The following is a 13,304-nucleotide window of genomic DNA, read 5'->3' as shown; positions in this document are numbered from 1 at the left end:
GCTCGAGCGAAGTCTCTGAGGTGTGTCAGGGAGGGGACATGAAGTTCGGGTGCCATCGGGATCTCCGTTGATCGGTGGGATGGGGATGCTGGCGGGTCGTCGCCAGCATCGTCACGCGCGGCTACTTCTTGCGCTGGGAGAGGGCGCTGGCGGCGACGCTCTTCGTGCGAGCCGACGACCGGCCGTCGCTGAGGGCCTTGGAGGCCTTCGATGCCACGGACTTGCTGGTCACGCGGTTCGCTGCGTTCTTGTGTGCCATGGGCGTACTCCTTCCTCACCCACGTCCAGTAGTGTCGAGACGCCACGTGCCAGTGCGCTCGACAGTCCTTCCGAACGACCTCGGGAGGACTTGTTGGTTTCCGGGGGCGTGTCCTGCCATGGGTGGGACAGGGCACGGAGCGGGTGGTTCGCCCGAACGATGGTGGGCATCAGTCCTCCGCCTCCATACCGAGACCCATCCGTTGGCGGAGGATCCGGGTGGTGGCACGGCGTGCTGCGAAGCTGTTGCGAGTGGTGAGGTTTCCGGAGCCGCCCGGGCTGACGACGCCGGCCTCGCTCCATGCGGGGTTGTGAATGGAGAAGATGTCGTCGTCGCCGGCTGGGATGCGTGCGAATGCTGTCGCTGGGTCGATGCCATCTGCGTACATCACGGACATCGCGCCGATGAGGCCGTAGATCGCCACCGCTGTCGACGCGATCGACTTGCGCCGGTACTCCTGGCGAGCCGGCGTTGACAGCTTGCCGAATTCGGGCCGGACGGACACGAGCGCATCCCACGCGTCGATCAGCCACGCGGCCTGCTCGTCCAGGTCGTTCGCCGTCACCGGTCCGCCCTTCCATGACACCTCGATCGCCTTGCTGATCGTGTTGAAGGCGGTGAGCTTGTGCGAGCTGGCGGAGACGGAGTTCGAGAGCACCTCGACGTTGTCCTGTCCGAGGTGGGGGCTGAGGTTCACCAGGCGACGGGCGAGCTCCTGCTCGTTGGTCTCGGAGTAGGCGTACTTGGCGGTGGAGTCGTTGACCTTGTCACCACGGGTGTTGTAGATCGTGGCGACCTTCTTCGCACCGTCGTCGTCGAGCAGCCACACCCGTACCTGGAAGCGGGTGTCGAGATTGAAGCTTGCCAACGGGTTGTCCGCGGCGCTGAGGATCGACTTGATCCGAGAGAGCGAATCGACGGCGCAGTCGAGGACACCGGATTCAATGGTGAGGCACTTGTCGCCGGTCTCTTCGTCGACCCAGACGGAGAACTCCGACTTCGTGGGGTCGAGGCGGACGGAGATGTTGCCGATGATCGCGTTGTTCGCGAGCAGCTCACGGGTCCACTTCTCGATCTTCGTGCGGGTCTTGCCGGTGACCTGCTCCTGCGAGTGCGCCGGCCGGATGTTCCCGGTGAGCTTGAGTAGGCCCGAGCGGTAGAGGTCGATGAGGTAGGCGCCCGTCATTTGGCATTCGAAGTGCTCGCCGCCGGCGTCATCGACAGCTGCGACATTGCGGATGTCCAGCGGGAGAGACAGCCCCTCCGTGTTGATTCCGGTGCTCATCGCGAACCTCCCTCTACGTGTCCTACGTGTTTACGATAGCATCTACGTGAGTTCGAACACAAGTACGTGTCGAAAGGAGTCTGAACTGATGGTGCATGACTCCTACGATGTTTCCGTGACGAAACGGCGGCGGCGCGGCTTGGGGTGGACGGTGACTTCAGCGGTGGTGCCGCTCGTGGGCGGTGCGGCCGCATCTCAGCTCGTGTCCTTCGCCCTGCGGGCGAGCGGCCCGGCTCGCTTCTGGCTCTTCGTTTCAGCTGGTGTGGCGTTCGCAGCAGCGGTGGGCGTCACGATCGCCGCGAAAGTGGTTGACGCGCGTCGCGCTTCGAGCGTCGACCAGGCGAAGCGGGAGCAGCTCGTGCAGTTGCGGGACCAGCTGATGCCGGTGGCGTCGACCACCGCGGACATGGCGCTGCAGCCCCTCGCAGATCGCGAGGCCTACTTGAAGTCCGTTGCCCGGGTTGCCGCGGCTGCGTTGAGCAGCATCGTTGCCGGTCACGTGCACCGACCTCGAGCGGTTGTGTACCTCCTGAACCCCGACTCCGACCCGGTGGCAATGGAATCCATCGGTCATGCAGGTCGCGGCAACCGGCCACGACCCTTCGAGGCTGGAACCCCACGTGGGGATGGGGCACTGGACTTCTTGAACAGCGTGCATAACGCGTTCTACCCCGACCTGACGAAGGATCGACCGGACGGCTATGACGGCACGATGTCCGACTACCGGACCTTCATCGCAGTGCCCATCTGGACCGACAACGGCGTGTACGGCATGGTGACCCTCGATGCCCCAGAAGCAGACAGCTTCGACGAGGGCGACGTCGCGCTCACCGAGCTCACCGCCGAGCTGATGAGCATCCCGTTCGAGATTGGGCAGGACAGCGACAGCCCGTCCGATGGCCAATCTGCTGTGTGACAGTCCGGAGAGGTACGATCAGCACATGGCAAACAAGTCGACATGGCGCGTGGTGAAGACCACCGGCGGCTACGGAGTCATGAAGAGCAGTAGCGGGGCATCGAAGACGACCGTCGTGCGACCTGCCTCTGCCGCTTCCGGGCGGGCATCGATGAGTGCCAGCTCAGCGGCGAAGACGTCGAAGTAAGCGCCGGAACGCATCTACGTCGATCAGCCGGTCAGTCGTCCGGTTGTGGATCGGCTAGGGCGTGTTGCTAAACGCTTGGGCGGCAGTAGTCGTCACCCTTGAGGTGTGTCGCTTGAGGTGTGTCGCGTGACGTGATCTCCGATGAGACGTGGGCGGTGATCGGTCCGCTCTTCCCGCGGGCGAAGCCGAGAGGGCGCCCACCGGTAGATCGTCGAGTTGTGGTTGAAGCGGTGGCGTGGCGGTTCCGAACAGGGGCTCCGTGGAGGGACCTGCCGGAGCGTTTTGGGAACTGGAACACGATCTACCGCAACTTTGACCGGTGGGCGAAAGACGGTGTCTGGTCGCGCCTGCTCGAACACGTTCAAGGCGCAGCGGAACGCCGTGGCGACATCGACTGGGCGGCGTCGATCGATTCCACGATCTCCCGGGTGCACCAGCACGGCGCGACCCTGCCCCGAGTCAAAAAGGGGCACGTCGAACTACAACAAGACCAGCCCTGAACCGTCGGATCATGCGATCGGCCGGTCGCGTGGTGGGTTGACGACGAAGACGCATCTCGTCTGCGACGGCAAGGGGCGGCCGCTCGGGTTTGCCCTCACAGGCGGACAGGTGGCGGACACGATCATGCTGCCGGCGACAATGGAGCAGATCCGCGTTCCCACTGCGGGACGCCCGCGCCGTCGGCCGGACAGGCTGCGCGCGGACAAGGGATACCCGTCGAGAGCGAACAGGGCTTGGCTGCGGGAACGGGACGTGAAGACGACGATCCCAGAACGTGACGACCAGATTGCCCACCGTCGGAAACGTCCTGGTCGGCCCATCGTGTTCGATCCGGACGACTACAAGGGCCGCAACGTCGTCGAGCGGTGCTTCAACCGGCTCAAGCAGTGGCGCGGCATCGCGATGCGCTCCGACAAAACGGCACGGAACTACCACGCAGCGCTCTGCCTCGCAGCAACACTGCTCTGGGCGAAAGATCACTGAGACAGACTCCATGAGAGAGTCGCCTCATGACGATGGAGTGGGACGGAGCAGACGCTGCTCAGGGGTATGGGGCAACACTGCTCGAAGGGGACCTCGTGCGGCTCCGTGCTTTGGACGATGCCGACCTCCCCGACTTGGTGCGCTGGTGGCGCGATCCTGAGTGGGCCGTGCTGCAGCAGATCATCGTCCGTCCACGCCCAGCGGATTCGGTCATCGAGATGTTCCGTAACTGGAGCAAGAGCGAACGAAGCGGTGATGTGGGCTTCAGCGTTGTCGACCGCACTTCGGACACGCTTGTGGGCCATATGACGCTGTTCGGCGCGAAGCTACCGGTTCGTGCCGCGACCCTGGCAGTCATGATCGGCAGCGAGCACGTCGGACACGGATACGGCACAGACGCTGTCCGCCTCCTCACGGACTACGGCTTCCGCGAGATGGGACTGAACCGCATCGAGATTCAGGTACACGCATTCAACGACCGAGCACGCGCCGTTTACGCCAAGACCGGATATCAAGTCGAAGGCGTGCGCCGCGAGGCAACCTTCCACGACGGCCGCTTCCATGACGAGGTCATCATGTCGGCACTGGCCCGCGACTGGTCGAGCAGGACATTTAGCAACACGCCCTAGCGAGACGGCAGAGCGTAGGTTCGATTCTCATAAGGGGCACCCCTATCGATACGGCAGAAGGCAGAGCTCTCCTTCCCGAATGAGGGTTGGCGTTTTTTCGGCGGCTACTTCTTGCCGAGGCGGGCTCGTCGCAGTGCTGCGACGATGCGTGCTCGCTCGGGGTCCTTGGCCAGCGTGCGGTCGTCGATGATGTCCACGATGTGCTTAATCAGCTCCGCGACCTGCTTGCGCAGGAGGAAGCCGAGCACGGTGAGGACGACCGTGATGACGCCGGTCAGGATGGTGCCGCCGAAGGCCGTCAGCATGTCCACCGAGGTGTCGGTGATGAGCATGTTGCCTCCTTCGGGTTTGGCCGGGTGGCCAGCCCGCCCGTTACGGGCGGGGGTCTAGGGCGTCGGGAGTCGACGCGAGCGCCCGGTGGGCGCGTAGTACGCCCTATGCGCGGAGCGAGTGGTCTGCTGTGTGTTCCCGCGTTGGGGGCATGGAAAAGGCCGGCCCTGACGGGACCGGCCTGTTCGTGGTGCTCGGGTGCTGCGCTGAGTGCAGAGTCGCCTCGAGCGGTTCCAGCCTACGATCCGGGCCGGATATGACGAAAGCCAGTCCGATGGACTGGCTTAGGCGCGCACTGATGACGCGTGCCACAGCATAGCGGGTTTTGGAACATACCTGCAAGCACGCGGATCGGAATGGGTCGGCGTCGTTCAGTCATCGACGAGTGGGCTCCGTCGTTCGACGAGGACGTTGTCGCGCCACTGTCCGGCCCAGGGGCCGAACGTCATGAGGCCGATGCGTTCTCGGATGCCGAGTTCTCGGAGGCCGTGTCGGGAGTGGAGGGCGCGGGAGGTGGTGTTCTCGGGGAAGATCCCGGACTGGATGGTCCAGATGCCGGCTGCCTCCGTCGACGCAATCAGGGCGTTAAGTAGCAACACCGCGGCCGCGAGCTGTGACGGCGACGTAGACGGAGTGCTCGACCACGCCCCGGTACACCGACCGGTTGGAGGTCGGGGAGGCCGCCACCCAGCCGAGGAGTTCGTCACCGTCGACGGCGACGAACCGGTGCTCGGGTAGCTTCCCGGCATCGAACGCCTCCCATGTCGGCGGTTCCGCCTCGAACGTCGCGTTCCCGGTAGCGATGCCGTCCCGGTAGATCACCTCGACGGCTGGCCAGTCACCGGCGGTCATCGGCCGAAACGACGACTGGGGGACGGCATCCGTTAGTCGGCTAACGGACGCGAATCTCAGTGTTGGTCTGCTCCGGCGCTGTTGCTGCGGACATCCGCACGGCGCACAACGAAGAAGCCGATCGTGGCTGGGAGCGCGAGGAGCGCGAAGCACAAGAAGGCACCGAACGCGATCACGAAGGACCGCTCGGGGCGTCCGGGATCCTCGGCGGGGAGGTTGCCGATGAGAACGGTCACGTAAATCGGTAGAGCAAGTGCGACAAGCCAGAAGAGCCCCGCCGCGAGTCCCAGCACGAGCGCCAGCTTCCTCGAGCGGGCGGTCGGTTCTCCAAGCTGTTGTCGCACACTCGCCATGAAATCAGTTGCCGATGAAAGATCCTGCTCTCGTCTCGATCATCGATCGGCTATAGAAGTGCCCGGTGGCTCGCTGAAGCGCCGGCGAAGCAGCTATCCATTTAGCCCTGTCAGGGTTAGACCTTCCCGATTCCGAGGACGAGCGGGCCCTCGTCCTCGACCTCCCATACGACCATGTACTGGTCGTCACGACCGGGGACGCTGAGCGTTGTGAAGCGAGCGTGGTTCATGTACTGCTGGTAGCGGCGGGTCCCGTTCTCGATCTCGTCAAACACCTTGTTCAGTGTTTCGGCGAGCTTCGCGTCGGGCCTAACGATGTTCTCCCAGGTGGACAGAGCCAGGTCGGAGAGGGCAAGAGAGTGAGACATGTCACCATTGTACCAGATGTCTCACTGCACCAGTGTGCCAGGGTTGCAATTGTAACCCTGGGGGTGCATACTGGGTTGCAGATAGGGCCCACGCGCCCACGCCGACACACAAACACTCAAGCACTCAAATTTCATAGACCCCTTCGGAGCTACCACACCATGTCGACGCTCACCACATTCACCACCCTTGACTCCCGCAAGCGCATCAACCTCGCCTCCATTGCGACCCGCGACTCGTACCAAGTCACCCGGGAAGAAAGCGGCCGCATCATCCTTGACCCCGCAGTCGTTCTGACCGAGGTCGAGCTCGCCGCCCTGCAAAACACCGAGATGCGCGACATGGTCGCCAAGTCTCGCGCCACCGGCGGCCGCAACCCGCGGCCCCGCTCCTAGCCCGCACCTCCTCCACTTAGGAGGAAACGTGGCCCTGTCGGCACCGCCGATAGGGCCACGTTCGTATAAGCACCAACCCACCCCGGCAGAAAGGAAAGCGGCGATGGCTGGAGAGAACTTCGAAGCACTCCGCCAAGTCGTCGTCGGCGCATCGGAAACCGACCGGTGGGACACGGCCGTGTTGGAGTGGCGTGTCATCGACCTTCGCGAAGACGCCGCCGGCGAGGGGGTCTGCGTGTGCGGGCAGCAGAACCTCGTCAAGCTGTTCACGATCCGGAACAGCCGGAACGGCCGGGAACTCTTCCCGATCGGGAGTCGCTGCATCAATCACTTCGGGCAGCAAGATCTCGATCGGGACGTCTCGCTCCTTGGTGATCTCCTGACGCTCCGAGCAGCTCTGCAGGACGGTGCGCTCGTTACCCTCACTGGTGAGTACTTCTCCCGCGCCATGTTGGAGTACTTCTACGACAACGACGTCTTCTTCGCTGACGCATGGAACGGCGGTGACTCAGAGCAGGAGTACCTCTTCATGCTCAAGATGTTCAACAAGCACGACAAAGATGCGATCACCAAGCCTCAGCGCCGGAAGGTGAGCGTCCTCCTGCGCCGCAAGATCGAACCCTTCGTCCTGCAGGACCCACGGTTGCAGTAGGTCCTCAGTGACGCATCAACCACGACGAGAGCGACGCTTGGCGGGGATCGTCAACTGAGACTGCTTCGCGCGACGCACCAGTGTCTGCGGTGCGATGCTGGCGGGGTGATCCTGCTGAACGAACCGCACGCGGCGCGGATCGTCGAGCGCGCCGGCCGCTGGGCGACCGTCGGAGGTGTCCCTGGCACGGGCTTCGAGGCGTACGCGAGGCTGCTGCACCCGGTGGATGCAGACCGGACCCATCCGAACACGGTCGACGAGTGGGGGAATCCCGTCAACGTTGAGTACACGCGTTGGGGGTGGGCCGAGGTCGCGCGACGCAATGGCCGGGTGATGCATCCCCTGGTGCAGTGGTGGCGCATCACTGACGAAGAGCAGACCAGGAGCTGGGCGGACGGGTGGAGTGTCGGCCAGTCCGACGACGGGTGGTTCGACCCGGAGGATCTCGCGGTCCTGACGACGCACCTGCGCGCCGCGACCCTCACCCCGAATGACCTGGTCGTCGGAGCGTGGGAGGGCACAGGCAACCCGCCATGGGCGGAGGGAGGTCGAGACGCCCGCGCGCGACCGCATGCAGTTCCATTGGCCGGGCCGTGACATGTGGTTGTTCGGTTCGAGCTTGGGCGAGCTCGCGGAGCCGACGTGGGCGCACCGCACCGTGCCTGGATGGGAGTGCAGCCGCTCCAACCAGGAGGGGCCGTACACGTCGATGATCTGGCCGGAGGATCACGCCTGGGTCGTCGCGTCGGAGGAAGGCTGGGACTCGACGATCGTCGCCGGCTTACGCACACTCGTCGATAACCGTGGAGCTTGTCGAAGCCAGCACCGGGTGGCCAAACCAGTCGTTCCCGATCCCCACGCATCCTGACGCGCTCACCCGCACCGCAGACGTCGCATCCGCCTTCATCGCTGGCCCCATAGAAGAGTTCCTCCTGCTCGGCCTCATCGTGGTCGCTCTGCGAACCAAGGACTACCCATGAGGGGCGGTATTTATCACCGCAGCGTTACTTCGCGTGCCCTTCCACCTCTACTATGGCTCGTCCGCGACCGCGACCGCGACCGCGACCGCGACCGCGACCACGACCACGACCGCGGTGTGGCCGCTTCTGATGGTGCTCCTCGTCCGCTGCCTCGGCCTCTGGGCCGTCCTCGGGGCAGCCATCGGACACTCCATCTGGGACATCTCCGCGTACCTGCCGGAAGCCGCGAAAATGAACGCAGCCGCCGGTTGGGCGGCGTGGCCATTGGGAGATGCCAGACTGCTCGAGTGAGGATGTTGGGGCGGATCCTGCTGATGCCCGGGCGTGGAGTTCGGAGCTGGTGGCGCAGAGCGTTCCCGAAGACGCCTGAGCACGCCCACTCGGACCTGCGGAACTTCGAGCAACGGCTCACGGCGTATCGGAACGCGAGCGATGCGGCCCGGGCCGAGGCCCGCGCCGTCCTGCGCAAGCGGTCCGCTGCAGCCGGCAGCACCCTTCCCGGGACCGTCCTCGGCGCGGGACTTACCGCGATCGTGGCACTCACCGGCCTCATCGGCACTTACACGATCTTCCTCATGCAGTCCGGCGTCGCTGCCGCGAGAGATGCACAGGTCCGTTCGGATGATCTTCACGACGCCGGCAACCTGGAAGAGGCGAGAACATCCCTCAGACCGTCTTGAAAGGCTTGGACAGCCTGTTGAGCAGCGGCGGAGAGCTACTCCTCACCATGGGCGCGGTCGTAGTGGGATCGATCTTCCTCGCCTGGCTCATCGCCCGAGATCGCGCAGCGCTTCACGCCATCGCAACCGCGTGGCTCGAGGCGTACTTAGAGGTTGAGGACGCAGCTACGGAGGACAACACCTTGGTCCCTCGAGCGCGCTGGTGGCGGCGTCGATAATATTGAGCATGTCAGCCTTGCTGACATTCAAGCGCTGACCACCAGTCCTCTCCAGCCACTCGCTCGTGCGCCCACTTTGGCTGAGGGCGTATCCCGCCCAGCCAATTAGGTGAGGTGGACGCGACCCGCGGCGGATGGGGAGCGGCATCAGTCGCGGGCGGAAGCGTTATCGATTCCCGCGAGCACGACCGCGACTGCGCCGTGCGTCGCCGTGGTGCTCCTAACGTCCCCGCTAGAACCAGTGAGCAGCTGCGTTAAGAACGCTCTCTCGAACCCACACGGGGCACTTCGCCTGAGCTGCGCAACGTTGCGCAGTCGCTGCGAGTTCCGTGGGCGTGACCTCGTCATCTTCAAGCCGGTTTCGGAGAGCGAGTACCTCCTGGTGAAGCGCCGGCTGCCCCGTCCGCACGGCGCCGGCGAGCTCGCCGAGTGGTTGCCAGAGTGCCTCACGGGGTGTCCGATCCATGGCTGCATCCTGTCAGAACGGCACCGTCCTGTGTGTGGCACGTTCGAGCGCGGCGTCCCCATGACGACCGCATGGAGGATCGGGTCGAACGTGATGGATAAGGGCCATGATGCGCACCGTTCTGCACGCTGACGTCAGGCTGGCCAGCCGCGCTTGTTCTGTATCCGAGTCGAGCGCCGCCCGGTAGCTCGACAGCGCAGGCGCAGTCACCCATGTCGCCGGCCGCCTGCGTCATGCGCGTCGTCACGGTACGTCTGTGATGAGGGCGATCGCATCGACGTAGCTGACGCTGCGGGGCTCTAGTACGGTCACTGGCGGCACAAGCGCCTCGAGCCTCGGCGCGCTGAGCTACCTTTCGCTGTCGCCGCCGACTGCGTCGCGGGCGAGCGCGACAAACGGGTAGGGGCCCCGCTGATTGGGGAACGGAACGGCGGTACCGGTCGGGTCCATGCCCAAGACCACGCTGGATCCCTGTCGGGCAGGTACCAGCGAAGCGCGGACATGTTCGTCGGTACCCGGGTAACCCGTCGGCCGCCGGAACCGGGAGTGAAGGTCTTGGCCAAGAAGAACCGCGACGACTATATGGGTGCACCGCGGCAGGACAACCGGTCCAGGGGTGCTGCCCTAGTGATACTTACGGGTGAGCCGACGAAATCATCCCCTGAGGCCGAAATTGGCCGTTGAGGGGCCAGTTTCAGCCCCGAAACGCGAGTCACCCCAGCTACCGTTGTTCCATGACCAGTTCCGCCGCATCTGCTTGCACCAGTCCGCGTGATGAGCACGGACCTGTGCGGCCGGCGCGGCTCGCACCCGTCCACATCGAAGGGTGGTTCATGCGACCGTAACTCGCTGAACCGCGTGTCGCTTGCCGTCTGTCAGGTGAACGCGGTGGCATAGAGACGCGCTCGGAGGTTGCCACCTCCGAGCGCGTCACAGAACACAGAACCGGGTATCGCTTCCAGGCTCGCCCGGCCCTACTCACAGCACGTCCTCACAGAAGGAAGTACGCACATGCGTAAGTCATCATCGCCCCCCGGCGGGGGTGTGTCCAACACCGGACACGCGAACGACCCAAATTCGGCTCCGCCGCGTTGGCTCGAGCTCGTGGCCCAGTTCGCAGGCCCGGTCGTCAACCTCATGGTGTTCGTCGTCTCGACGTTCGTCATCCACCACTGACGTCGGGGTACTTCATTTGATGTGCCTGTGGAGGGTGCGAGCGCTCTCCACAGGCACATTTAAAGTGCTCGGGAGCTTCAGCCACCACTACGGCGATGATGTGAGCGACGAGGACGGGATCAGCGCCGAAGGGCTTGCTGCGATCGCTACCTCGGCCTTCGAGCGCGGTCTCGATGACGCTGGAGCGGAGGCGGAGGCGGAGGCGGAAGCGCTTCAGTGTCGGCTTGCGCTGGGCTCACCCCAGGGGTGTTCCGTGCGGTCGCCGAGGCGATCGCGAAGCAACCGCTCCCACTGGAAAAGCCCTCAGGAGGCAGTGTTTCGCGAATCACTTGGGTGGTTCGCCGGTGACAGATCAGCTCGCCGCAGCTCTTCGAACGCGGACCAAGGCAGCGAGAGTGCTCGACCAGGACAGGATATGATTTCAAGGGACGAAGGGGAGTCGTTCTCCTCACACCACGCTACGGCGATGGGGGCGGTGGGATTTGAAGCGCCGCTACCTCATCCGCTCCTTCGGCCTTGACGCCTCACTCGTCCACGCCGATGTGGCTGATGAGTTCCTGCCGCCACCACTGGTGCTTCTGCGGCGACCGGCGAGCGGTTCACGCGCGAACACGAGCAGCAGCAGCGCCCGGATGAACAACCCGACGACGAAGGGGCATGCGCCGGCCACGAACATATGGTTCCAGGATGCCGATAGCGTCGTCTCGTGAAGATCTTCATCAGTTGGTCCGGCAGTAGCGAACAAGCCGTTGCGGAAGCACTGCAGTCGACGCTAACGGAGCTCTGCGCCTCGGATGTCGAGGTGTTCGTGTCGAGCCGGAGCATCTCGAAGGGCGCGAATGGAATCGCCGTAATCGAGGCAAACCTTGACAGTTCTGCGTTCGGAATCGTGCTCGTCTCGAAGAAGAACCAGTCGGCAGCATGGCTGAACTACGAGGCTGGCTGGCTTGCAAGCACCCTCGATCGGCCGGTAGCGACAATCTGCCTCGACTTGCGCCCAAGCGACATCACCTCTCCGCTTGCACCCCGCCAGGCGACGCAGTTCAGCGATCCGGCTGACATGGAGACCTTGCTCCGCGAGATCGTTCGAGTCGCAAATCCGTCGATGAACGACCGCACGTTTGCCACCCTCCTCGCGTCCGTGTGGCCGACCATTCGCGATTCGTGGAAGCCCCGCGATGGCGACGGAGAGACAACCGACCCCCGCTCGGAACGCGACATGCTTTCTGAACTCGTCGAGCGGGTGCGCGCAATCGAAGCGCAACAGTTGGCCGACGCAACGAGTCCCATGTTTGATCGAGCCATCGCGGCGCGGTACCCCTCCAATTCCTTCAAGGCGAAAGAGCGGCGCCGTTCAATGGAGGTAGCGCATGCCTCCGCGGCGAGATTGACGCAGCTCGTTGACGAAGCGTCAGCCGGCAACGTGAGCCTCATCGAGTTTGGTGAGACGGATGGCAACATCTACGCCGTGTTGTCGAGCAAGGCGGACGCAGCCCCTGCCGACCGTGAGGCCGCCGTCAGAGCACTGAGGCGCAGATATCCCGAAAGCAAGATGCGGATCACCTTCGGCCAAGAGAGCGCGAAACGTGGCATTTTCGAGACTGAAGGTATCCGAGCCTACGAGCCCCACGAGCCCTAGTCGACGGATGGACTGTCGCGGGACGCGAATTCGGCGTCCAAGGCACTGGCGATGATATGTCCCCGCGTGCGAGTTTGGAGCGGCGGAGGGTGTCGTGCTGTCGAAGGTTAGGTGGATCAAATCGACTCACCGCTACCGCAGCGGCTCGGTCAGCCCTGCGAGCGGCTGCTCCATCACGGTCGGTTGCAGCCCGGCGCAGCTCACGGACCGCGAGCGGCTTGACCACCGACATACCCAGGCTCCCACAGCCTCACGGTCGCCAGGAAAATCGTGATCCCGGGTAGCCGATAATATATCTTATGTCAGATTAGGGTTTCGTCATGCACGTGACGGCCCGCCTGGCACAGCGCCGTTCGGCACGCTCGCGGGCCACCGGTACGCCTCGATCGCCTGCAGGCGGTCGCTCTCGGTCAGTACGTCGGCGAGGCTGAGCGGCGGGTACTCGGTGAGGACGGGATAGCCGCCGAGCGTGTACTCGACGGTTAGAGTCGACCAAAGCATCTCCATGTCCTCGTACTCGTCGTCCTCGTTGACGAAGGATGGTGGACGCAGGAACCCGGCCCCGTACGCGTCGATCGATTCGACCTCCCACCCGCGCCACAGCAGGATCTCCCCCGTCCGGCCGATTCCCTTCAGGATCACGGGCAGGTTGAACGGCACCGGACCATCCGCTGCGATCGCCGCCCGCTACCGCTCCGAATTCGCTCGCGGCCTTGATGAACTTGGTCCATTACAATTAACGACTAATGAAATCCATTATTGCAAGAACTGCGGCAGTGGTCGCAAACGCAATCACTAAAACTTGAAGGACCCGGAGCGTTCCTTGCCTCTTTTCCCGAAGGCTAGGGCGAAGGAGGAAGAGGAGCAGCGAGGAAACACAGGTGGCTACAACTGCTAAGATCAAAGCCCACGTCATTTGAAGTCCCTCTACGAGTTG

The 13,304-nt window shown here is 64.0% G+C and carries 14 protein-coding genes and 2 pseudogenes; 9 read left to right on the top strand and 7 right to left on the bottom strand.

The window, feature by feature from the left end:
• Window positions 1-121 precede the first annotated feature (121 nt).
• Together BIV03_RS19380 and BIV03_RS01045 are read right to left on the bottom strand one after the other, a co-directional pair.
• Complete coding sequence (locus BIV03_RS19380) at window positions 122-259, bottom strand: hypothetical protein (protein WP_175475660.1); 138 nt, start codon at window positions 257-259, stop codon at window positions 122-124.
• A 169-nt stretch (window positions 260-428) separates the two neighbouring features.
• Window positions 429-1,544 carry a DNA sulfur modification protein DndB gene (locus BIV03_RS01045; protein WP_083403111.1) on the bottom strand — a complete coding sequence of 372 codons (1,116 nt, stop codon included), beginning with the start codon at window positions 1,542-1,544 and terminating at the stop codon, window positions 429-431.
• 88 nt (window positions 1,545-1,632) lie between these two features.
• Between BIV03_RS01045 and BIV03_RS01040 the strand changes: the two genes are divergently transcribed.
• From BIV03_RS01040 to BIV03_RS01030, 3 genes and pseudogenes are all read left to right on the top strand, one after another.
• Entirely contained in the window at window positions 1,633-2,460 is an 828-nt protein-coding gene (locus BIV03_RS01040) for a GAF domain-containing protein (protein WP_071294292.1), read from the top strand.
• Window positions 2,461-2,766: 306 nt separating this feature from the next.
• Window positions 2,767-3,631: pseudogene (locus BIV03_RS18565) on the top strand (IS5 family transposase).
• A gap of 26 nt (window positions 3,632-3,657) precedes the next feature.
• Window positions 3,658-4,260, top strand: coding sequence for a GNAT family N-acetyltransferase (locus BIV03_RS01030; RefSeq protein WP_083403110.1), 603 nt, complete (start codon window positions 3,658-3,660; stop codon window positions 4,258-4,260).
• Window positions 4,261-4,364: 104 nt separating this feature from the next.
• On the opposite strand, the gene BIV03_RS01025 is transcribed toward BIV03_RS01030, so the two are convergent.
• The 4 genes and pseudogenes from BIV03_RS01025 to BIV03_RS01010 all read right to left on the bottom strand — a co-directional run bounded on the left by BIV03_RS01025 (window position 4,365) and on the right by BIV03_RS01010 (window position 6,163).
• Window positions 4,365-4,592 carry a hypothetical protein gene (locus BIV03_RS01025; protein ID WP_071294291.1) on the bottom strand — a complete coding sequence of 76 codons (228 nt, stop codon included), beginning with the start codon at window positions 4,590-4,592 and terminating at the stop codon, window positions 4,365-4,367.
• Between the two features lie 369 nt (window positions 4,593-4,961).
• A pseudogene (locus BIV03_RS01020) lies at window positions 4,962-5,442 on the bottom strand (N-acetyltransferase family protein).
• Between the two features lie 56 nt (window positions 5,443-5,498).
• Window positions 5,499-5,786: a hypothetical protein gene (locus BIV03_RS01015; RefSeq protein ID WP_139201813.1), complete on the bottom strand. Its 288-nt coding sequence runs from the start codon at window positions 5,784-5,786 to the stop codon at window positions 5,499-5,501.
• A gap of 125 nt (window positions 5,787-5,911) precedes the next feature.
• On the bottom strand, window positions 5,912-6,163 hold the full coding sequence (locus BIV03_RS01010; RefSeq protein WP_071294289.1) for a hypothetical protein: 252 nt from the start codon (window positions 6,161-6,163) through the stop codon (window positions 5,912-5,914).
• Window positions 6,164-6,322: 159 nt separating this feature from the next.
• On the opposite strand from BIV03_RS01010, the gene BIV03_RS01005 reads away from it, so the two are divergent.
• The 6 genes from BIV03_RS01005 (at window position 6,323) to BIV03_RS00975 (ending at window position 12,367) form a co-directional block, all read left to right on the top strand.
• Window positions 6,323-6,556 carry a hypothetical protein gene (locus BIV03_RS01005; protein ID WP_071294288.1) on the top strand — a complete coding sequence of 78 codons (234 nt, stop codon included), beginning with the start codon at window positions 6,323-6,325 and terminating at the stop codon, window positions 6,554-6,556.
• Between the two features lie 103 nt (window positions 6,557-6,659).
• Window positions 6,660-7,208: a hypothetical protein gene (locus BIV03_RS01000; RefSeq protein WP_071294287.1), complete on the top strand. Its 549-nt coding sequence runs from the start codon at window positions 6,660-6,662 to the stop codon at window positions 7,206-7,208.
• Between the two features lie 105 nt (window positions 7,209-7,313).
• Window positions 7,314-7,805 carry a hypothetical protein gene (locus BIV03_RS00995; RefSeq protein ID WP_071294286.1) on the top strand — a complete coding sequence of 164 codons (492 nt, stop codon included), beginning with the start codon at window positions 7,314-7,316 and terminating at the stop codon, window positions 7,803-7,805.
• A 416-nt stretch (window positions 7,806-8,221) separates the two neighbouring features.
• Window positions 8,222-8,479 (top strand): hypothetical protein, encoded by a 258-nt coding sequence (locus tag BIV03_RS00990; RefSeq protein ID WP_071294285.1) that lies wholly within the window; start codon window positions 8,222-8,224, stop codon window positions 8,477-8,479.
• A 2,084-nt stretch (window positions 8,480-10,563) separates the two neighbouring features.
• A complete protein-coding gene (locus BIV03_RS19375; RefSeq protein ID WP_175475658.1) occupies window positions 10,564-10,728 on the top strand; it encodes a hypothetical protein in 165 nt (54 codons plus the stop codon).
• A 706-nt stretch (window positions 10,729-11,434) separates the two neighbouring features.
• Window positions 11,435-12,367, top strand: coding sequence for a TIR domain-containing protein (locus tag BIV03_RS00975; protein WP_071294282.1), 933 nt, complete (start codon window positions 11,435-11,437; stop codon window positions 12,365-12,367).
• Window positions 12,368-12,685: 318 nt separating this feature from the next.
• Here BIV03_RS00975 and BIV03_RS00970 read toward each other — a convergent pair whose 3' ends face one another.
• A complete protein-coding gene (locus BIV03_RS00970; protein WP_071294281.1) occupies window positions 12,686-13,027 on the bottom strand; it encodes a hypothetical protein in 342 nt (113 codons plus the stop codon).
• Window positions 13,028-13,304: the final 277 nt, after the last annotated feature.

The organism is Curtobacterium sp. MCBA15_016 (assembly GCF_001865105.1).
Lineage (GTDB): Bacteria > Actinomycetota > Actinomycetes > Actinomycetales > Microbacteriaceae > Curtobacterium.
The sequence above is the reverse complement of the archived record's forward strand: the minus strand, read 5'-3'. Positions and strand labels throughout refer to the sequence as shown.